The sequence below is a fragment of the Methylobacter arcticus genome, from assembly GCF_050917435.1.
GTDB lineage: Bacteria > Pseudomonadota > Gammaproteobacteria > Methylococcales > Methylomonadaceae > Methylobacter_A > Methylobacter_A titanis.
In genome coordinates, this window is sequence record NZ_CP159583.1 from 3,632,118 (window position 1) to 3,652,915 (window position 20,798).

Here is a 20,798-nt window from a genome sequence, read left to right on the forward strand (position 1 = left end):
ACAAATAAACTATAGGTTAATGAGTATCAACGTCGACTAAATTTTTAATGTTTTCAACGGTATTTTCTGCGCCCTCTTCAATCGCAGAACGTATTAGTTTCTGAAATGGACGCATAAAGACGTCAATTTCAGATAGTTCAAAACGGAAAGTCAAACGCGTGGCTTGTTTTTGTTCGCTACTTTCTAATAGATAACTGTGTATATACGGCTCAGTCAGTCCTTTAAAAATAAGTTTCATCGAGGGTTGATAATCGGTAATCTCAAAAATAGATTCGACTTTTGAGCCGTTGTCTTCACGAATTTGCTTGGCTTTCGAACCGACAAAAACCTCTTTACCGTCCAAGGGTTCAAATTCAACAACTTCTACCGCCCATTTAGGATAGTTATCATAAAAATGTTCACCAATATAAGAAAAAACATCTTGAATCGATTTGTTGATCTCAATGCTCGCTTCACCAGCAATTGGCTGGGATGAATCAAACGAAAATTTAATTTGCACTGCAATACCACTCCCCGTTGAAATAATTATTCAACTTAAATGTTGTTGTTTTCTGAAGCTATCTGCGGCGATAATATTATTACTATAGGTTTTTTGTAAATGAGCCTTTATTTCAGGTCAATTTTATTATCTTGATACCAAGACTTATTGAAACCATAGAGATAACCATAGGCTAAATTAGATATCCCCATATACAGAAAAAACCAGCGATAATTTTCATCTATCGATATCTGGTTAATCATGCCGTAATATTCGATAGACCCCATCAGCATCAACCAGAATAGGCCTACCAGGATTAATAGGCGGTAGCTTTGACAGTAGCTGCAAAAACAGTACACCGCAAATTGGCTGAGCGTCAAATAAATCAGCATCAACCGCAAGTTGCTGGCCAAGGGGCCATAAAGATCGCTGTTATTGTCAAAAATTAGGCTGCTACCGGTTGCTGAAATAACGCTGATAACCAACAGAAAAATAACAGCGGCATTAAAATTGATTGCCGATAACATCGTTAATGAGGACAGTATCTTCTGATTAAAGATTGTAGCATTCATAAGATCTCTCAAAAAATTCCCTTCAATAATACAGATTTTGAAGGGAGTATAGAGGAGTAGGAAATAGTCGTGGCTCAACCATCGACCTAATAAGTTAGCCTCAATTAACGCTGAGTTTTGACGTTTCTTGATTTTTACTGCTGCCATCATCCAACGCAATCTCGCTGACAAAAGCTATATCTGCATCGACGATCGGCTCGGGCAAGGCAATTATTCGGCCTTGCATCAACTTATCGATCTGATACTTATCCAAGGTCTCCCAAGCCAGCAAGGCATGTGCCATGTTATGTAGAATATCGATATGGTCTTTCAAGAGTTGTTCGGCACGCTGATAATTGGTGTCGACAACATGACGGATTTCCTCGTCAATTATTTGCGCCATTTTTTCTGACATCGGCTTGGCTTGGGGTCCCATGTAACTGCCTTCGTTATCGCCGTAATCCATAGGGCCGAGACGATCCGACAGGCCCCACTTGGTCACCATGTTGCGCGCCAACTGCGTAGCACGCTCAATATCGTTGGAAGCGCCGGTGGTGACTTTGTTTTTACCGTAAATCAACGCTTCCGCCACCCTGCCGCCAAACAGGCTGGAAATTTGGCTCTCGAGCTTATCCTTGCTGGCACTGTATTGATCGCGTTCCGGCAGAAACATAGTGATGCCCAGTGCGCCGCCGCGCGGCATGATACTGACTTTATACACAGGATCATGGTCGGGTACCACCCGGCCCACAATCACATGCCCGGCCTCGTGATATGCGGTCATCAACAGGTCGTCTTTGCTCATGACCATGGTATGTTTTTCTGCGCCCATCAGCATTTTGTCACGGGCCTTGTCCAGGTCGTTCATGGTGATCTCGGTCTGATTGTAGCGTGCAGCAAACAAGGCGCCCTCGTTGATTAGATTGGCGAGTTCGGCACCGGAAAACCCCGGCGTTCCACGCGCCAGATCGTTGATATTGACATCATCGGCCAGCGGAACCTTGCCCGCATGAACTTTGAGGATTTGTTCGCGGCCCTTGATGTCGGGCAAGCCAATCTGGACCTGCCGATCGAAGCGGCCGGGTCGTAATAAGGCTTTGTCGAGCACATCAGCCCGGTTAGTCGCGGCGATCACAATAATGCCTTCGTTGCCGTTGAAGCCGTCCATTTCGACCAGTAGCTGGTTCAGGGTTTGTTCGCGCTCATCGTTACCGCCGCCCGCGCCGCCATTGCCGCGATGTCGGCCTACCGCATCGATTTCGTCGATAAAGATAATGCACGGCGCCCGCTGTTTGGCTTGATTGAACATATCCCGCACCCTGGAGGCGCCGACGCCGACAAACATTTCCACGAAATCGGAACCGGAGATCGAGAAGAACGGCACGCCGGCTTCACCGGCAATTGCCCGCGCTAGCAAGGTTTTACCGGTTCCCGGCGGCCCTACCATCAATACTCCGCGCGGTATCTTGCCGCCCAGCACCTCATATTTCCCGGGATTTTTAAGGAAATCCACCATTTCCACCACGTCCTGTTTGGCTTCTTCGACCCCGGCGACATCGGAAAAACGCACCTTGATCTGATCCTCGGCCATCAACTTGGCGCGGCTTTTACCAAAGCCCATTTGCCCGCCCGGTCCACCGGCTTGCTGTTTGCGCATGAAGTACGCCACCACGACAATGAATAACACCATCGGCGCCCAGGAAATCAGGATCTGCATAATGGTCGAAGACACTTGCGGTTTTTCCACCTTGATCTTGACGCCATACTCCAACAACTCGTCGATCAGGCGAGGATCGTTGGGGTTGTAAGTGGTAAAGCGCTCGCCGTTGCTGCGACGGCCTTCTATATGGGTGCCACTGATCACCACCTCGGAAATACTGCGACTGCGTATGCTCTCGATAAAATCGGAATACGGCACCGCATAGTTTTCTTCGTAATCGGACGAGGTTCGGTTGAAAACGCTAAACAATATGGCGGCGATTACGCTAAGCGCCACGATACGAAAAATATATATTTTCATGGTTTTTGCTGCTCCGCTTAACGGTCAATTTTCATGGTTAAAATATTTAAAAAAATCGGAATCCGGCTTCAGCACCAAGGTATCCTGAGTTTTTTCGAATGCGACCTGATAAGCCTGCAAGCTACGGTAGAAGGCGTAGAACTCAGGATTTTTACCGAAACTTTTTGCATAAATATCGGCAGATTTGGCATCGCCCCGACCCCGGATATTGTCGCCGTCGCGATGGGCATTGGCCAGCATCACCTGTTTTTGCTTGTCAGCCTCGGCGCTGATTTGCTCGGCGCTTTCTGAACCTTGCGAGCGAAATTCTCTGGCCACCCGTTCACGCTCGGCGCGCATACGCTGATAAACCGAACTGCTGACTTCCTGAGGCAAGTCAATGCGTTTGATACGAATGTCGATCAGCTTAATGCCAAACTTACTGGCCATCGGCGACAATTTGTCCAGCAAGGTACGGCGCAGTTCGCTTCGATCTTCCGAGATCAGCTGTTTGATGGTGCGTACGCCGAATTCACTGCGCAGCGCGTCCTTCATGATTTGATCGAGGCGTAAATTAGCTTGATATTCATCGCCACCGACCGTGGTGTAAAAAAGACCCACATCACCGATTTGCCACTTGGCAAACGAATCAACGATTACATTCTTCTTTTCGGAGGTAAGAAAACGCTCGGACTTAGCATCCAAGGTCAGCACACGCGCATCAAATGTACTGACTTTATTGATGATGGGGGTCTTAAAATGGAGTCCGGGCTGAAAGTCTGATTCGATCATTTCACCCAGACGAAATACAATCGCTTTTTCATGTTGATTGACATAAAAAATTGACATATAAGCCAGCATTAACAAGCCGAAACTGGCGGGCAACACTATTTGGGTTCTGCTCATGATTTGCTCCGACTGGGACGTAAAGCGTTACTGTTGATATGTTGATCGTTGTTTTTTTTGATTTCGGCCGCTTCGGTCGTGGTTTCTGCTGCCGGCGGTTTGCTCTCCGTGGGCTGGTGCGAAACGACATTTTGCAAAGGCATATACAGTTGCGGTGCGCTTTGACCGGCTTCCACGATGACCTTGTTGGTGCTGCTAAACAGTTTTTCCTTAGCTTCCAGATACAAGCGTTTACGGGTAATGGCCGGGGCTTTTTCATATTCGGTCAGCAATTGCTCAAAGCGCTGGGTTTCGCCGGTGGCCTTAGCGACTTTTTCCGCTTCGTAGGCTTCCGCTTCCAGCAACAATCGAGACGCGGCGCCTCGCGCTTTCGGGATAATCTCGTTACTGTAGGCTTAGGCTTCATTAATTAAACGTTGCTTGTCTTCCCTTGCGCGTATCGCGTCTTCAAAAGCGCCCTGCACTTCTTCGGGTGGTTGCGCATCCTGCAGGTTAACGCTGGCAATGGTAATTCCGGCTTTGTAGTCATCCATCCCGGACTGAATGTCCTGTTTGATCTGGGCGACAATATCGCTGCGCCCTTCGGTCAATACATAGTCCATATTGTTACGGCCAATGACCGCGCGCTGAACGCTTTCGGTCAGCTGCTTCAGCGTTGCCTCATTGTCCCTGACGTTAAAAAGATAATCGCCGGCATTATTAATCTGATATTGCACCGCGAGACGCACGTTGACGATATTTTCATCCGTCGTCAGCATTAATGACTCTTGCGGAATCAATTCCGGCTTGCTGCCTCGGCTATTGCCACGATAGCCCAGCTCAATAAAACGTTGCTGCTCGACATTAATGACGGCCACCTTCTCGATCGGCATGGGGATGTGCCAATTCAGCCCAGGCGTGGTGGTCTCGCTGTAGGCGCCAAAGCGGGTAACCACGCCGCGATTACCCTGGTCGATAATGTAAATGCCGCTTGCCAGCCATAGCAGCAAAGAGCCGCCACCCACAATACCGCTAATATTCGACAGCGAGAATTGCTGTTTATGCTGGTGAAAATAGTCTAGCGATTTCTGGCAAGCCGCTTTCCATTGTTGGTCAAAGTCAAACTTCCAGTCTGGCTGTGGGCTTTGTTCGCTGGCGTTGTGTTTTTCTGATGACATAATCACTCCTGTTGGCGATGGGCTGGTGCAACCTTGTTATTATTCGTTTTCGTAGCTGTCATTGGGTTCAAGGAACAGCGCCAGGTCGCAACCAAACTGGTTTTTAAGTTTTTTTAACGCTTCATTTTGTATTTGTCGGACGCGCTCACGACTGACCTGCAGTTGATCGGCAATGACTTGCAAGGTGGTTTCGGTGTGATTTTTCAGTCCAAAACGCATATTCAGAATGGCCGCTTCCTTTTCCGGCAAGGTCGCAACAACCCGATCAAGATATTGGCGCAAATTGCGCTCAATCAAGTCATCCATCGGCAGTGCAAATTGTTGTTGTTTCATGCGCGCCATTAACGCCTGGCCTTCCTCTTCCTGGTTATCCCGAACCTCATCCAGGGAATGGGTCGCCTGATAGTAATTTCTGATGGTTTTGATCTCGTCTTCGCTTAAATCGCAGAGTCGCTTCAATTGCTCAACACTGGGCCAGCGCTCGGTTTGCTGATAGGCGTTGCGCATCGCTTCAAACACCGCACAGGCTCTTTCGGCCAAAGCCACCGGCAGGCGCACGATTTTTTCCTGTTTAACAATCAACCGCGAGATCGCCTGTTTGATCCAGGGAATCGCATAGGTAGAAAACTGAAAGCCGCGATAAGGGTCGAAACGGTCTACGGCTTTGATCAGGCCGATCACGCCTTCCTGCAGTAAATCGTCAAAACTCAGCACCGTGGTTTTTTGTTTATAAGCAACAAATGCAACCAAGCCGGTATTGCCGGCAATCATTTTTTGCCTGGCAACTTTCAAGGTTTGAGCGGCTTGGCCAAGCTTGTGCAGATAGCTGTTAAAGGCGGGGTCATGATAAAGAATCGACTGACACAAGCCGGAGACTTCAATTAAAAAATTGGATAAAAAACGCAGACTGAGTAACGAGGATCTGGCAACAGGATTGTTCAGCAAAGATTGCATAGTCTGAACAAGATTAGGCTGTACAAAATCTACACCTTGTACAATAATTTGAGGGGACGCTTTATCGCTGACCATTTCCCAAATATCCAGGCCATTATCTAACTGAGACAGGCAATGCTTCAGCAATAACACCGTCGCTTGATCTTCTTCCAGCAACAGCAGATGCAGATTCTGCCTGGCCTGTTCCAGGTTCATCGCCAGCGCAAGCGGTTCGGCTTTGCTTAGCGTAGCGGTTGGAAGAGCTCGATTGGGTGCTGTTTCTATCATGGCTGGCCCTGTTAATTTTTTTTAACCTGGCGATAAAATTACGCTGATGTATAATTATTGTCAATATATTTTCTGTACAAAACATAAACAATGTATTCAATTAAAGCCATTACCTTATTAACCGGACTGCCTGCAGAAACCCTGCGGGCTTGGGAGCGCCGCTACGCTTGCGTCGCCCCGCTGCGTAGCGACAATAACCGCCGTCGCTATTCGCAGCTGGATCTGGAAAAACTGACGCTACTCTCACAACTGACCAGCAGCGGCCACACCATCAGCAAGATCGCCAATTTGAATGGCGATGCATTGCGCGACCTGCAACAACAAGTACAAGTTTCAGCTAAAGACAGTCAGCATCCGCTGCTGAAGCAGATTATTGACGCCGTCATGGACTATCGCATTGACCGTTGCGAGTTGCTGTTGAAGCGGGCTCTGGTGGCTAGCGAACCCTTGGAATACGCCCGTGACATCTTATTGCCGGCGCTAAAAAAAGTCGGTGAACTTTGGCATGAAGAAAAATTGAGCATCGCCCAGGAGCATATGTTTACCTGCTGCGTTAATCGTATCGTGTTCAGCATGGTCAACAACCTGCACAACGCCTCAGCGAATAGTCCGGCGATACTGTTCGCCACCCCGAGTGACGAACCCCATGAATGCGGCATCCTGTTAAGCTGTTTGCTGGCGGCCTCGCAGCAATACCGCTGCTATTTCCTGGGCGCGAACTTGCCCGGCAAGGATATTGTCGAAGCGGCCCAGCATTTACAGCCCGACATCATCGTGATCGGTTTGGTTAAAACACCACCGGAACCGACAACGCTTGAACAATTGCGCATTATCGCCACGGCGCAACAAACGGCGACTTCGGCTATCTGGATAGGCGGTAGCGGAGCCACATACTGCCACCCACAGTTGCTACCGACCTTACCACGCTGCGAACTGATCACCGACATTACCCATTTTCACAACAAGGCTCAGCAGTGGATGCTATTAGACCGCTCAGGCAATCAAACCTCCTCATGAAAATTTATCAACTCTATCGCCGACAACAGCTCAATCTGACGGTCCAGGAAGCCTGGGAATTTTTTTCCTCGCCCTATAACCTGAATGACATCACTCCGGCATTTTTTCATGTGGCCATCACCGCTAAAGTGCCGGAAAAAATTTATGCCGGTTTGCTGCTCAGTTATCAAATGCAAGCCGTATTGGGCATTAGTATGACCTGGCTATCCGAGATCAGTCACTGCGACGAACCCAAACGTTTTGTCTATGAACAGCGCATTGGCCCATTCAAATTTTGGAGTCATGAAGTGTGTTTAACTGAAATGCACAATGGCATCGTGCTGGAAGACATCATGTTCTACGCCATGCCTTTCGGCTGGCTGGGGCAATTAATAAACTCAGTCCTTATCGCCAGTAAACTTGAATGCATATTTGATACGCGGCGCGACTATTTGCAACACAAATGGGGAGATAACGGTTAAATGGCAGCCTCTAAACCCAAAGTCACCTGCTTTCATGATGGCGAATGCCCTATCTGCACGATTGAAATCAAGGCGATGAAAAGACTCGATAAACACGGCAATGTGAATTGGGTAGATATTACCCGGGACAAAACTGCATTGGCGCAAGCGGGCTTAACCTACAAACAGGCAATGGAGCGCCTGTATGTCATCGACGAGAATCAGCAGCTGCAATCTGGAGTGCTCGGGTTTTTAACCGTGTGGAAACAGCTCCCTTATTACCGGCGCGTGGTGCCAATGATAGAAAACCTGCCCTTGGCGGTGCCGATCATGGAGTTTTGCTATCGCATTTTCGCCCGCTATCGTTTGCCGCTGACCGGCAAACCGCCAATAAAGGAATAGCCATCATGTTTCAATCCACATCCGACCTCATCCGTCGAATGACACCCGCCGACGGATAGAGGTCGGTGGATTGTTCCTCCCCGTGAACGAGGAGGTTACCAAAAAGGATAACGATGCCAGTGCATTGTTGTCAAACTCAAATAATCCCCCTGAAGGGGGAGGTTTCAGACCAGCGAAGAAATTTGATGAATCGAATAAATCCGCATAAACTACTGCTGTCAAAATGGACGGCAGTAGAACCCAAGCAAAAAGAACGTCATTTTATGGTGACCAAACTGATTCGCGCAGAAAATGACGATATTATTGCTTGCGAGTTGGAAGCCGTCATCAACAACACTATCTACGAAATAGAGTGGCAGGCGCTTAAAGATTCATCTTGTTGGCTGATGGGTTGGCAATGAATTGTTTATTTTAGCAGCGGGTTTGTCACGTCAAAAACCTAATCGCACGTCTAACCCGGCGATAGCTGATGGCGACTAAGCCAACGTTAAATCAATATGCCTGCCTAATGCTTTGGCTGCGGCCTCAAGCTGATCGAGCCGAGACGCATGGCCTAGATCGAACAAGCGGTCAACTTGTGGCGCCTTCCATCCTAAGCGCCTTGCAAGATCGGCTTTACGGATGCCTTGCAGTGTCATTTCACGGTATATAGCCAACTTAACCCCCTCCAATACTGATGGCCTAACGGTGGGTAAATCGGCAATTATAGACGGCTCTGGCAATTGTTTGCGCGCATCGACATAGAAAGATAGCGCAGTTTCAAGTGCATCAATGGCGTTAAGCATTGCGTCTTCTTTATTGGCGCCAAAGGTTAGCGCTTCGGGAATATCAGGAAACGTCACTAACAGTGTGTCGTCGTCAGGAGTCAGGATAACGGGATAATCAAACATGAGTTTTCCTTATTTTACATCAAGTTGTCGTTTAATAGCGGCTTCCAAGCCCTTACCAAGCCCTGTTGTGCCGTGCATTGGTAGTGTGGTTTGCTTACCGTTTAAAAATACTTTCAAGTGTGAACCCTTGCCCGGCTGAAAAGTAGCGCCTTGTTGTTCCAACCATTTTTTCATTTGTTTTGAGTTCATGGTTAAATTATAACGGTTCTGTTGTGTTTTTCAATAAAACAAAACAGTTGTGTTGTTTTTATTTTTAGGCCAAATATCGGACAAAACTACGCTTAATCATAATGTCTCAAATTTTTTTTAACGATCGCAGTTCAATAACTTAACCCTGCTCTAACGACTATTCTGGACGCCTGTCGAGCAGGCAAATAAGCCGCCAGCAATGCCAGAATCAGTACAAAGCCTAACCAGAATCCTACCGATACCAGGGAAAAAACAAAATCCAGCTGTATGCCCAGCATCGTAGTTCCCAGTTGTTTGGCTAACGGTTCGGCAAGCACAAAGGCGAGCGGAATGCTGATGAGCCAGGCCAATAAGCCATGAAATAAACCTTCGAGCATGAATAATTTAAAAATAGCTGACGAGCTTGCGCCGATGGCGCGGAGTACGCCTATCTCCCGGGTGCGTTGCAATACGCCTATAGCCAAGGTTCCTGACAGGCCAATCCCGCCGACAGCGGCAATCATGACCGCCAGTCCCAGCAACATGCTGGTCATCGGACGGAATTGATTTTCGGCAAACTGGCGTTGTTCCAGTTTGGCCAGCGTGGTGTAAAAATCCAGTCTGATGTGTTGCTGTTCGAAGGCGGTTTTTAACGCATCGACATAGGTTTTTTCTGCCGCCAGGGAATGAATGTCGGCGGACAGCAGCGCAAACGCATGCTTGTGTGCGTTCAGGCTATCCGGCTGCATCGCGCTTAAGGGAGCATAAACCGCTTCCACCGCATAGCCGGAACCGGCAAACCCGCGATATAAACCGATGACCTGCCATGCGCGGGCCGGTTGTTGCATCAATTTGGCGTTAACTATGTCGCCAACCTGTATGCCGTTGAGTTCGGCGGTTTCGGCATTGATAACCAGCCGGTTTTGTCGGTCGTCGCTTGGCTCGAACCAGCGTCCGGCGACGATCAGCGGGCGGTACATCGTGGTGTCTGCAGGCAGTCCGATCATTTGCAGGCCCAGACTGCCGGATTGCCGAATCAACTTGTCGCCCTGTAACAGTTCGGCGGGCAGGCGATTCCAAAATTCCACAGCGGCGGTGGGCGGGATAGTGCGCACTATGTCGTTGACGAGATCGGCAGACTGGTCTTGGGCAAAGCCGATACGGACCGCATAGCGGCTGCGCGCCAGTTCGTTATTCAGGGTCAGGTTAACCGAGGCAATCAGGCTCATGATAACGATGAACAACACGCCGGCAATAATCAGCACGCTTTGCGTCCAGAGCAATCGCGCTTTACGGCGTAACAAATTGCCCAGCGCGACCGCGTAAAGTGTCGGCAACCAAGCGGCTACGGTGTGTTCAAGCCAGCGGTCAAAGCCGTGGCTAACAAAATCCGCGCCTAAGCCGTAACTGGCAATGGCCTGGCGCACCGACATCGACGCGCCTTTCCAGATAGGCCACAATGCCGCCAGCAACGGTGCGACTAATCCGCCGGCAATCATCAACGACAACGCTTGCGCTGAATAGACAAAGCCGTTCAGCTCGATATTGAACACATCCAATAACCAGCGACTGCTGTAAAAAGCGCCCGCCCAGCTCAACGGTATCGCGATCAGCAACGCGATTAGCGACAGGATAAACACTTCGGATAAATAGAGGCTGGCTATGGTTCGGCGGCGCGCGCCCAGTGATTTCATAATGCCGATCTGGTCGGTTTGCTGGGTAATTAAGGCGGCCACGGTGTTCAGAATCAGTACCGAACTCAAGGCCAGCGATGCCCATGCCATCACGGTCAATACCAGGTGAATGCCGGAAAAAATCGCCCGCCCCCAATGCCGGTCGGGATGTTGCAATAAGGTGGCGTTGACGGCTATGCCCGATACTGCCAGTTGTGCGCGAATTTTACCGGCGATAGATCGGGCTTTTTCCTCGCTGTACGGCGGTTTTATTTGCACTAGCAACTGTCTAAACGTGTGCGCGGGTATGCCGAAAATGGGTGCCGATTCCTCTGCGATAAAAAAATGCAATTGCCCGCCAAACGCAGGCGGTTTAACGAACGGATGCCGGATAATGCCGTCGATAACCCGTTTTTCGCTACCGTTCGCGGTGCCAAATTCGATGCTGTCGCCAGCGTTAAGCCCGGAAAATCGTGCCGACAGGCGTTCGATGGCAATGCCGTTGTCGCGTGGAAAACTGCCTGACACCAAGGTCATCCGGTCGTAGGCTTGATCCTGATAATCGGCCCGGAACAACACCGTTCCGGTTTGCCATTGCGCCGATGGAGACGTTTTAAATTGCGCGGTAAACTGCGTCAAGGTGTCAATATCGGCAACGCCGTCGATATTTTTGATGGTTTTGGCAACGGCAATATCGGCGTCCTGTCTCAGTATCAAATTAATGTGCGAGGGTTGCGATTGCCGATGCGCGTTATCCATGCTGCCCAATTGCAAGTCCATCATGCCCAGCAAGGTGCCGATCACAAACAGGCCTATCGCAATGCTCGAGATTGCCAGCACGCTGCGGGATTTATGGATCAGTAAATCGGCGCTGACTTTTTGCCAAAGATTGGAGTTGAAAAACATAGTGTTTATTGCTGTTTGGACAGGTACTGATCGTCATGAATGCGTCCGGCATGAATGGCGATGCGGCGCGACGCGGATTGCGCGAGGTCTTCATTATGGGTCACGATCACCAGCGTTTTGCCTTGCTGCTGCAAGGCTGAAAACAGCGCGAACACCGCATCGGCAGTGGCAGAATCGAGGTTGCCGGTCGGTTCGTCGGCGACAATCAACGCCGGATCATTGGCCAGGGCTCGGGCAATGGCGGCGCGTTGCTGTTGTCCGCCCGATACTTGCCCCGGCAACTGTTTGGCTTGTTCGTCCAAGCCGACCAGGTTAAGCAAATAACGCGCCCGTTCCAGGCGTTCCCGTTTGGGCAGTTTGCCGACAAAATCCATCGGCAGCAGGATGTTTTGCAATAGGTTCAGCGAAGGCAATAATTGAAAAAACTGGAACACAATGCCGACATGGGCGCCGCGCCAAATCGACAATTGTTCTTCGCGCAAGCGGTGCAAGGCGCTGCCGTTCACCATGACTTCGCCCCGGCAAGGACGATCGATGCCGGTCAACAGATTCAATAAAGTCGATTTGCCGTTCCCGGAAGGGCCGACGATGGCGACAAATTCCCCGGGGCTAATGGTCAGAGAAATGTCATGCAACACCGGCTGCTTTAATTGCCCCAGCGTATAGGCTTTATGAACGTGAGTGAGTTGGATGATATTGGGCATGGCAAGAAGCGTTTATAATTGGCGTTATCCAAAAAAGAGGGTAGATTCTACCACGCACTGATTTTAACCGCTGACACACAAGAATGACTTCTATACAACAACTTTGGCTGCTGCTCGGTAGCAGTTGGGCGATGCTGGAAATGGCTATCGTTTATAAAACCCGCGTGCCTTGCAACCGCCCAGACCGGCAAAAATACCGTTCGGAACAGTTGATTTGGCTGGTTGTCATCGCCTCGCTGATCTTGGCCTTGGGGGTTAAACAACTGCATCTGGCGGTGTTGCCGATGGCTTATCTCCCGCGTCAGGCTATCGCACTGGTCTTGTTGGCTATCGGTCTGGGATTACGCTTTTATGCGGTCGCCAGTCTGGGACGTTTTTTCAGTACCACGGCAATGACGCAGTCTCGGCATGTTTTGATCGACTACGGCCCTTATCATGTCATTCGTCATCCGGCGTATACCGGGCTGCTAATCAGTTTTTTTGCGGCGGGACTGGCCATGGGCGATCTATTGGCGATAGCGTTGCTGCTGTGCCCGCTGACTTATGTGTTAAATCAGCGCATTCTCGTTGAAGAACAGGGACTCATCGAGCATTTCGGCCAAGTCTACGGTGCTTACTGTCATCGCACCCAGAAGCTGATTCCCTGGCTTTATTAAGATTTTTTAGCTCTATACTAACCCCACCCGTTAAACCTTAAAAAACCCTACCCATGCCTGAAAAAAAACATATTGTCATCATCGGTGCCGGACCCGGCGGCCTGTGCGCAGGAATGCTATTGAGCCGACGCGGCTTTAACGTCACTATTTTCGATAAAAATGCCGAAGTCGGCGGACGCAATCGCCCCATTCGCCTCGGTAAATTCGTCTTCGATACCGGCCCTACCTTTTTGTTGATGAAACATGTACTCGATGAAATGTTCGAGTTATGCGGCAAAAACAGTGCCGATTATCTGGACTTCATCAAACTCGATCCGATGTATCGCTTGTTGTTTTCCGACCGCGCCGTCAATGTCTTTTCCGACCGCGATAAAATGCGCGCCGAATTGACCGAGGCCTTTGCTGAAGGCAGCGCAGGCTATGATTTTTATTTGCAGCAGGAAGGTAAACGCTTCGAAAAACTTTATCCGTGCATTAAGCGCGATTACAGCAGCCTGAAAGCCTTTTTTTCGCTGGACTTGCTACGCGCTTTGCCGAGTCTTGCGCTCAATCACAGCGTCTTTTCCAATTTGGGCAAGTACTTTAACGAAGAGAAAATGCGCCTGGTATTTTCTTTCCAATCCAAATACTTAGGCATGTCGCCCTGGGATTGTCCGGCGCTATTTACCATGCTGTCTTATCTGGAGCATGAATACGGCATTTACCATGTCAAAGGCGGCCTGAATAAAATTGCCGCCGCGATGGCGAAAGTCATCACCGAGCAGGGCGGGCTTATTCATACCGGCACGGCGGTTGAATCGCTGATGATTAAAAACAAGGTGGTAACAGGCGTGCGTTTGCACGACGGCAGCGAGATTATCGCCGATGAAGTCATCGTCAATGCCGACTTTGCCTACGCGATGACCCATCTGGTCAAGCCGACTGAATTAAAGCAGTACAGCCCGGAGAAAGTCAAAAATCTGGAGTATTCATGCTCGACGTTTATGCTGTATCTGGGGTTGGACACCTGCTACGATTTGCCGCATCACAGCATCGCTTTTGCCGATGACTACAGCACCAACATCAGCAATATTTTCCATAACAAAATCCTGAGCAAAGATTTCTCGTTTTATGTGCAAAACGCCTGTGTCAGTGATGAAACCCTGGCGCCTGCCGGAAAATCGGCACTGTATGTGTTGGTGCCTATGCCCAATAACGACAGCCATATTGACTGGCAAACCGTCTGTGCCGACATGCGCGAGCAAGTGCTGGATACGCTGGAAACGCGGCTGAATTTAACCGGTATTCGCGAGCATATCGAATGCGAAAAAATCATCACCCCCCAGACGTGGGAAACTGACGAGCATGTATTCAAAGGCGCGACCTTCAGTTTATCGCATAAATTCAGCCAACTGCTGTACTGGCGGCCGCACAACCGGTTTCAGGAACTTGGCCAGTGTTATCTGGTTGGCGGCGGCACCCATCCGGGCAGCGGCTTGCCGACCATTTACGAATCGGCGCATATTTCTGCGAAATTGATTTGCCGCAAGCATGGGGTCAGTTTTGGCTTGGCTTCATGACCGGTCAGCTAAGCGCTATCTCGGCGCTCAATGAACAGCCATTAAAAAACTATCCGATCAGCAGCAGCGCAGAGATCAGCGCGGCAATCGCCAGCGCCAGGCGTGTCGCCGCTGTCTGGGCACAAACCGATGTCAAGCAACGCGTTAAGCAGTTGGCGCCATTAGAAAGCGTCATTCTGGCTGAGATTGACCACATCACCGACGTGATTATGGCCGCGACCGGCAAGGTAAAAACCGAAGTCCTGCTCGGTGAAATCTATCCGGTGCTGGCCCTGTTGCGCTATTACCAAAAAAATGCCGGACACGTGCTTGCTCCGTGTCCGGTGCAGACCCCGCCGCTGCTATTTCCACAAGCCAGCGCCGAGATTGAACGCCGCGCTTATGGCGTGGCGGCGATTATTTCACCGTGGAATTTTCCGTTTCAACTGACCTTAAGCCCGTTATTGACCGCGTTGATTAGCGGTAATGCCGGTATTGTTAAAATGTCCGAACTGAGCCTGCCGGTCGGCGAACTGATCATGCACTTACTGGCGCGTCTGGCCTTGCCCGAGGGACTGGTGCAGCAGGTCATCGGCTTGGCGGCAGCCGGAGAGCAATTAATCGATGCCCGACCCGATTTGGTTTTTTTTACCGGCGGGGTAAGCGCAGGTCGGGCGGTGATGGCAAGGGCCGCGCAACATCCGATACCGGTGATTCTGGAACTGGGCGGCAAGGATGCGATGCTGGTGTTCGCCGATGCCCATCTGGAACGGGCGGCGAAAGCGGCTATGTATGGCGCGTTCAGCAATAGCGGGCAAGTCTGTGTAGCGGTCGAACGCTGTTATGTTGAAGCCGGTTGTTACTTGGAATTTGTCGGCATGCTAAAAGACGCGGCGGCTAATGTCACCGTCGGTCATGACGCCATCGGCGATTTAGGCGGACTGACCACATTGAAGCAATTCGCCGTCATCGAAGCCCACTACCAGGATGCGCTGGCCAAAGGCGCGCAAGCCTCATCGCCGTTGCGTTTAGAAGGCCGTTATTTGCATCCGGCGGTGTTATGGAATGTGACCCATGACATGCGCATTATGCGTGAAGAAACGTTCGGGCCGCTGTTGCCGGTGATGGCGTTCGACTCGGAACAACACGCCGTAGACTTGGCTAACGACAGCGATTACGGCCTGAACGCCAGTGTTTGGAGCCGGGACATCAATAAAGCCGAACGCGTCGCCAGACAATTACAGGTCGGCAACTGGGCGGTCAATGATGTGATCAAAAATATCGGTCATGCCGGCTTGCCGTTCGGCGGCGTTAAAAACAGCGGTTTTGGCCGCTATCACGGCGCCGAAGGCTTGCGTCAATTTACCTACACCGTCGCCGGATTGACCAGCCGCAGTCGTCTAAGCGACGAACCCAACTGGTTTCCGTATTCGGACAGCCGCTACCTTGAAATACGCGGCTTTATTGATTTCATGTTCGGCAGCGGTTTGTTACCTCAAAGAATTGCCAGGAATTGGCGGGCATTGCAGGCGTTTCGAGGCTATGCGTCGTTGAACTTGCGCCAGCACTGGCATAATTTACTGATTTTGATAGTTAAAAAATCTGTCGGCTGAGCGGGATAAACTCAGGCTTACGCTTTCTACAATGAGAGGATTGAATGAACAACAACAATAAACCCCATGTCGTCGTTATCGGTGCCGGACTGGGCGGCCTGTCTGCCGCCATTTCACTGGCAACCGAAGGCTTTAGCGTCGATTTGCTGGAGAAAAACGACAAAGTCGGCGGCAAGCTGAATGTGCTGGAAAAAGACGGTTTTAGCTTTGATTTAGGCCCGTCGATCCTGACTATGCCGCATATTTTCCGCAAGCTGTTTGAGCGCGCCGGTAAAAACATGGACGATTACGTCAGCATAGAAAGCGTCGAACCGCATTGGCGCAACTTCTTTGAAGATGGCAGCACCCTGGATTTAAGTTCAGACTCGGCGCGGATGAAGCAGCAGCTGGACCGGCTTGGCCCGAATACCGCCAAGGAGTTCGAGCAGTTTTTGGCCTATTCGAAAAGGCTGTGCGCAGTAACCGAGGAAGGTTATTTTGCCCAAGGCCTGGATTCATTCTGGGAATTGCTCCGGCATTATGGCCCGGTAAAAAGTTTGCAGGAATTTGATGTATTCCGCTCTATGGATCAGGGTGTCAGGCGTTTTATCAAAGACCCGAAGCTGGTCGATGTGCTGAATTACTTTATTAAATACGTGGGTTCTTCGCCGTATGATGCGCCGGCATTAATGAATTTACTGCCGTATATCCAGTTCGGTTATGGCCTGTGGTACGTCAAAGGCGGCATGTACGGCATGGCGCAAGGCTTGCAAAAGCTGGCGCTTGAGTTGGGGGTGACTATCCGGGTTAATGCCGAAGTCGCGGAAATCCAGCATCATGCCGGACGCGCGACTGCGGTGCGCTTGGCCGATGATAGCGTGATTGCCGCCGATATTATCGTCTCTAATATGGAACTGATACCGGCTTATCAAAAGCTTTTTACCGGTCAGGATAAAGAAATCCGGCGGCTAGAAAAATTTGCGCCGAGTTGTTCTGGACTGGTGTTGCATCTGGGTGTCGATAAAATTTACCCGCAACTGGCGCATCATAATTTCTTTTATTCCGCTCATCCGCGCGAGCATTTTAAGGCGATATTTCACCAGCACCGCTTATCGGAAGACCCGACTATTTATCTGGTCGCTCCGTGCAAATCCGACCCTGAGCAAGCGCCTGCCGGTTGCGAAATCATTAAAATTTTGCCGCATATTCCGCATCTTGATCCTGAGCATCCGCTACAGCCGGAAGATTACGCGGCGATGCGCGAGCGGGTGTTGCTTAAACTGGAACGGATGGGTTTGACCGATTTACGCCAACATATCGTCTGTGAAGAAACCTGGACGCCGGTTGATATACAACAGCGCTATTATTCCAATCAAGGTTCTATTTACGGCGTTGTTGCCGACCGGTTTAAGAATCTAGGCTTTAAAAATGCCCAGCGCAGCAAGGTATTAAAAAACCTGTATTTTGTCGGCGGCAGTGTCAATCCGGGCGGCGGCATGCCGATGGTGACCTTATCCGGGCAGTTAGTGCGGGATAAAATCCTGGCTGATCTGGGCAAAGAGTGAAAAAATAGCTTTCGTCTTTTGCCTTGCACCTATAGATCAAAAAGCGCCTTACATCCTCGCCGGGTTTTGCGCTACAGTCGGAAAATGGTAGTCCTTCGGAATGACGGTGATGCCGGATTCCGAGACAGTGAAGCGGACTGCATCGGCGGTGGCGTCAAAGCCAATCCGCTCGCCAGGCGGTATCTGCACGTTTTTGTCGACGATGCAGCGTTTCAACTGCGCACCCGTTCCGACATGTACCCCGTCAAATAAGATCGAATCTTCGACTACGGCAGTTTCATCGACCTGGACTTGGGAGAACAGGATCGAATGCCTGACCGTACCGCCGGAGACAACCGTCCCGCTGCCGAGTAGCGAATTGAGCAGTTGCCCTTCGTGTCCGAGAGCTCCGGGGGCCATCCGAGCCGGCGGGTTTTGTCCATGGTAGGTGCGGATGGGCCAGTCGGACTGATACAGGTTCAGCGGCGGAACCTGAGCCAGTAGATCCATGTTCGCGGCGTAATACGAATCTATCGTACCGACATCGCGCCAGTATTGATCCGGGGTGACGCGTCCCGTTTTTCCGCCGAACCGGTATGCGCATACACAATAGGTTTCGATCAGACGCGGAATAATGTCCTTGCCGAAATCATGGCTTGATGCGGCGAAATCGGAGTCGGCTTGCAATTCGCGACAGATCAGATCCATGTTGAAAATGTAGATACCCATTGATGCCAGTGCACGGTGCGGTTCGTCCGGCATGGGCTTTGGATTTTTCGGCTTTTCGTGGAACTCGCGAATTCGATAGGCGTCATCCACTGACATGATACCAAAAGAGCTGGCACTGGCGAGCGGCACCGGCATGCAGGCAATCGTCAGCTCCGCTCCCTGGTCACGGTGAAACTGGAGCATGGCGGCATAATCCATCCGATAGATATGGTCTCCCGACAAAATCAGCACGGTGTTGGCATTGCTGCGCTCAAGCAGGTACAGATTTTGGCGGATGGCATCGGCTGTGCCGGAGTACCAGGATTCGCCGGTTCGCATCTGTGGCGGCACCGGCGTGATGTATTCGGAGATTTCCGGATTGAAGATGGACCAGCCATCGCGCAAATGCTTTTGCAATGAGTGCGACTTGTATTGCGTCAGCACCAGCACACGTCGCAATCCGGAGTGGAGGCAGTTCGTCAGCGTAAAGTCGATGATTCGGTAATTACCGCCGAATGGCACCGCCGGCTTGGCCCGGTCGGCCGTCAGCGGATGCAGCCGCGAACCCACACCGCCGGCAAGAATGATAGTTATGGTTTTATCGAGCATCAGTCACCTCGTCAATTCGATCGATAAGCATCAGGCTTTCCTGCTGGATTGAGGCAGCCCAGTCGATTCATTTACCGCGACAATAAAGAATCAGCATTATTTATGCCAATAATTGACTGTAAAACTCGGCTATTGCTAGCCCATGACGGCCATGCTTTTGTAACAATGACTCAACAATCGCAAGCCTGGATATTCTGAAAAATTGAACCAAAATAGTATTTTCGACTGCCACTCTGCACTAGAGCAGTGCAGAGTGACGCTTGCTCAGCAAACCGCCAAAAAACCGGAATGACACCCCTAAAAAAACCACCCAAGCCGATGAAGGATTGGATGGTTTGCGTGGGCGCGATTTGACAGCTTATGCGTTGTGCCCGTGGGCAGAAAAACGTTGCCCACCCTTATATCTACATGACTTTTATTTATCGGGAATATCAGCGGACCGATCTTGATCTGTCGAAATCGCTGCACGGGGAAACCAATGCTTTGTCCGCTTGCAAAAACCCACCAAAGCCAACATTAAAGGCACTTCGATCAATACGCCGACGACGGTTGCCAGCGCAGCGCCCGACGACAAACCGAACAGCATCACCGACGTGGCAATCGCGACTTCGAAATGATTGGACGCGCCGATCATCGCCGCCGGCGCGGCATTTTCATAGGAAAATCCCCAAAATTTGGCGGCCACATAGGTCATCGCAAAAATCAATAGGGTCTGTATCGCCAGCGGTATCGCAATCCATACAATCGTCAACGGATTGGCGGTGATCACGTCGCCCTTAAAGGAAAATAGCAACACCAAGGTCAGCAGCAATGCAATAATCGTAATCGGGGTCAGCAGATGCAAAAATTTCTGTTCGAACCAGATCAGACCTTTATGGGCGACGATCCATTTCCGCGAAAAATAGCCTGCGAATAACGGCAACGCGACATAAATACTGATCGACAATAACAAGGCTTCCCAGGGCACCGGCAATTGCCCGACGCCGAGCAAAAAGCCGCCGATCAAGCCGTACAAAAACAGCATCGCCAGCGAATTGATCGCAACCATGACCAGGGTATGGCCGGCATTGCCTCCGGCCAAATAACCCCAGACCAGCACCATCGCGGTACATGGCGCCACGCCCAACAGGATACAACCGGCCAGATAGCTGCGCCATAACGGCACCTCCAGCATTTTGACGCCTTCGTGCATGACTACTGTGCCGGAGCCATAGCCGCTACCGAGCGGCAAATCCAGACCGAACGGCATTTTGACCAGATCGACCGCATCAACGCCGATCAATTGCTGAAACAGCACGCCTAAAAAAAGATAAGCGATGCCGTACATCGTGAAGGGCTTGATCGCCCAGTTGACGATCAAGGTCAGCGTCACCGGCTTGATGCTTTTACCGGCCTTGACGACCTCGGCGAAATCAATCTTCGCCATGATCGGGTACATCATGAAGAACAGGCAGACGGCGATCGGGATCGATACCACCGGAGCGCCGTTGACATCGATGCTCATGCCGTCGAGCGTCCTGGCAAATTGCGGCGCATAAGCCCCGAGCAGAATGCCAATGACGATACACAAGCCCACCCACAGCGTCAGATAACGCTCAAAATAACCCATGTCATGTTTATTTTCAGTCATGCTGTCCTC

The 20,798-nt window shown here is 50.6% G+C and carries 21 protein-coding genes; 8 read left to right on the top strand and 13 right to left on the bottom strand.

The genetic code is table 11. The features are described 5' to 3' along the window. Positions 1–16: 16 nt before the first annotated feature. From ABXJ76_RS17340 to ABXJ76_RS17370, 7 genes are all read right to left on the bottom strand, one after another. A complete protein-coding gene (locus ABXJ76_RS17340) occupies positions 17–499 on the bottom strand; it encodes an SRPBCC family protein (protein WP_432742348.1) in 483 nt (160 codons plus the stop codon). Between the two features lie 107 nt (positions 500–606). Continuing rightward, positions 607–1,050 carry a hypothetical protein gene (locus ABXJ76_RS17345; RefSeq protein WP_432742350.1) on the bottom strand — a complete coding sequence of 148 codons (444 nt, stop codon included), beginning with the start codon at positions 1,048–1,050 and terminating at the stop codon, positions 607–609. A 100-nt stretch (positions 1,051–1,150) separates the two neighbouring features. Further along, a complete protein-coding gene (ftsH, locus tag ABXJ76_RS17350) occupies positions 1,151–3,049 on the bottom strand; it encodes an ATP-dependent zinc metalloprotease FtsH (protein WP_432742352.1) in 1,899 nt (632 codons plus the stop codon). 24 nt (positions 3,050–3,073) lie between these two features. Beyond that, positions 3,074–3,934, bottom strand: a complete 861-nt coding sequence (hflC, locus tag ABXJ76_RS17355) for a protease modulator HflC (protein ID WP_432742354.1) — start codon at positions 3,932–3,934, stop codon at positions 3,074–3,076. Continuing rightward, positions 3,931–4,281 (bottom strand): hypothetical protein, encoded by a 351-nt coding sequence (locus tag ABXJ76_RS17360; RefSeq protein WP_432742356.1) that lies wholly within the window; start codon positions 4,279–4,281, stop codon positions 3,931–3,933. The genes hflC and ABXJ76_RS17360 overlap by 4 nt, the downstream gene beginning before the upstream one ends. A gap of 48 nt (positions 4,282–4,329) precedes the next feature. After that, complete coding sequence (gene hflK, locus ABXJ76_RS17365) at positions 4,330–5,091, bottom strand: FtsH protease activity modulator HflK (RefSeq protein WP_432742358.1); 762 nt, start codon at positions 5,089–5,091, stop codon at positions 4,330–4,332. Positions 5,092–5,130: 39 nt separating this feature from the next. Then, positions 5,131–6,312, bottom strand: coding sequence for a sigma-70 family RNA polymerase sigma factor (locus ABXJ76_RS17370; RefSeq protein ID WP_432742360.1), 1,182 nt, complete (start codon positions 6,310–6,312; stop codon positions 5,131–5,133). 90 nt (positions 6,313–6,402) lie between these two features. Here ABXJ76_RS17370 and ABXJ76_RS17375 point away from each other — a divergent pair, with 90 nt between their 5' ends. From ABXJ76_RS17375 to ABXJ76_RS17390, 4 genes are all read left to right on the top strand, one after another. Further along, entirely contained in the window at positions 6,403–7,329 is a 927-nt protein-coding gene (locus ABXJ76_RS17375; protein ID WP_432742361.1) for a MerR family transcriptional regulator, read from the top strand. Continuing rightward, positions 7,326–7,790: an SRPBCC family protein gene (locus ABXJ76_RS17380; RefSeq protein WP_432742363.1), complete on the top strand. Its 465-nt coding sequence runs from the start codon at positions 7,326–7,328 to the stop codon at positions 7,788–7,790. Before ABXJ76_RS17375 ends, ABXJ76_RS17380 begins: the two co-directional genes overlap by 4 nt. Then, positions 7,791–8,171 (top strand): thiol-disulfide oxidoreductase DCC family protein, encoded by a 381-nt coding sequence (locus tag ABXJ76_RS17385; protein ID WP_432742365.1) that lies wholly within the window; start codon positions 7,791–7,793, stop codon positions 8,169–8,171. 185 nt (positions 8,172–8,356) lie between these two features. Beyond that, on the top strand, positions 8,357–8,572 hold the full coding sequence (locus ABXJ76_RS17390; protein ID WP_432742367.1) for a TIGR02450 family Trp-rich protein: 216 nt from the start codon (positions 8,357–8,359) through the stop codon (positions 8,570–8,572). Positions 8,573–8,647: 75 nt separating this feature from the next. Here the strand turns inward: ABXJ76_RS17390 and ABXJ76_RS17395 are convergent, their stop codons facing one another. The 4 genes from ABXJ76_RS17395 to ABXJ76_RS17410 all read right to left on the bottom strand — a co-directional run bounded on the left by ABXJ76_RS17395 (position 8,648) and on the right by ABXJ76_RS17410 (position 12,512). Further along, positions 8,648–9,061, bottom strand: coding sequence for a type II toxin-antitoxin system HicB family antitoxin (locus ABXJ76_RS17395; protein ID WP_432742369.1), 414 nt, complete (start codon positions 9,059–9,061; stop codon positions 8,648–8,650). Positions 9,062–9,070: 9 nt separating this feature from the next. Next, positions 9,071–9,250 (bottom strand): type II toxin-antitoxin system HicA family toxin, encoded by a 180-nt coding sequence (locus ABXJ76_RS17400; protein ID WP_432742371.1) that lies wholly within the window; start codon positions 9,248–9,250, stop codon positions 9,071–9,073. Positions 9,251–9,381: 131 nt separating this feature from the next. Beyond that, entirely contained in the window at positions 9,382–11,808 is a 2,427-nt protein-coding gene (locus ABXJ76_RS17405) for an FtsX-like permease family protein (RefSeq protein WP_432742373.1), read from the bottom strand. Positions 11,809–11,813: 5 nt separating this feature from the next. Then, positions 11,814–12,512 carry an ABC transporter ATP-binding protein gene (locus ABXJ76_RS17410; RefSeq protein WP_432742375.1) on the bottom strand — a complete coding sequence of 233 codons (699 nt, stop codon included), beginning with the start codon at positions 12,510–12,512 and terminating at the stop codon, positions 11,814–11,816. An 83-nt stretch (positions 12,513–12,595) separates the two neighbouring features. Between ABXJ76_RS17410 and ABXJ76_RS17415 the strand changes: the two genes are divergently transcribed. From ABXJ76_RS17415 to ABXJ76_RS17430, 4 genes are read left to right on the top strand one after another with little or no spacing between them, the layout of a single operon-like run. After that, positions 12,596–13,168, top strand: a complete 573-nt coding sequence (locus ABXJ76_RS17415; RefSeq protein ID WP_432742377.1) for a methyltransferase family protein — start codon at positions 12,596–12,598, stop codon at positions 13,166–13,168. A 53-nt stretch (positions 13,169–13,221) separates the two neighbouring features. Then, positions 13,222–14,727 (top strand): phytoene desaturase family protein, encoded by a 1,506-nt coding sequence (locus ABXJ76_RS17420; RefSeq protein ID WP_432742379.1) that lies wholly within the window; start codon positions 13,222–13,224, stop codon positions 14,725–14,727. After that, positions 14,724–16,319 carry an aldehyde dehydrogenase family protein gene (locus ABXJ76_RS17425; protein ID WP_432742381.1) on the top strand — a complete coding sequence of 532 codons (1,596 nt, stop codon included), beginning with the start codon at positions 14,724–14,726 and terminating at the stop codon, positions 16,317–16,319. Before ABXJ76_RS17420 ends, ABXJ76_RS17425 begins: the two co-directional genes overlap by 4 nt. Before the next feature lie 44 nt (positions 16,320–16,363). After that, entirely contained in the window at positions 16,364–17,863 is a 1,500-nt protein-coding gene (locus ABXJ76_RS17430) for a phytoene desaturase family protein (protein ID WP_432742383.1), read from the top strand. Positions 17,864–17,911: 48 nt separating this feature from the next. On the opposite strand, the gene glgC is transcribed toward ABXJ76_RS17430, so the two are convergent. Further along, positions 17,912–19,159 (bottom strand): glucose-1-phosphate adenylyltransferase, encoded by a 1,248-nt coding sequence (gene glgC, locus ABXJ76_RS17435; RefSeq protein ID WP_432742384.1) that lies wholly within the window; start codon positions 19,157–19,159, stop codon positions 17,912–17,914. Positions 19,160–19,574: 415 nt separating this feature from the next. Next, on the bottom strand, positions 19,575–20,789 hold the full coding sequence (gene arsB, locus ABXJ76_RS17440) for an ACR3 family arsenite efflux transporter (protein WP_432742386.1): 1,215 nt from the start codon (positions 20,787–20,789) through the stop codon (positions 19,575–19,577). Positions 20,790–20,798: the final 9 nt, after the last annotated feature.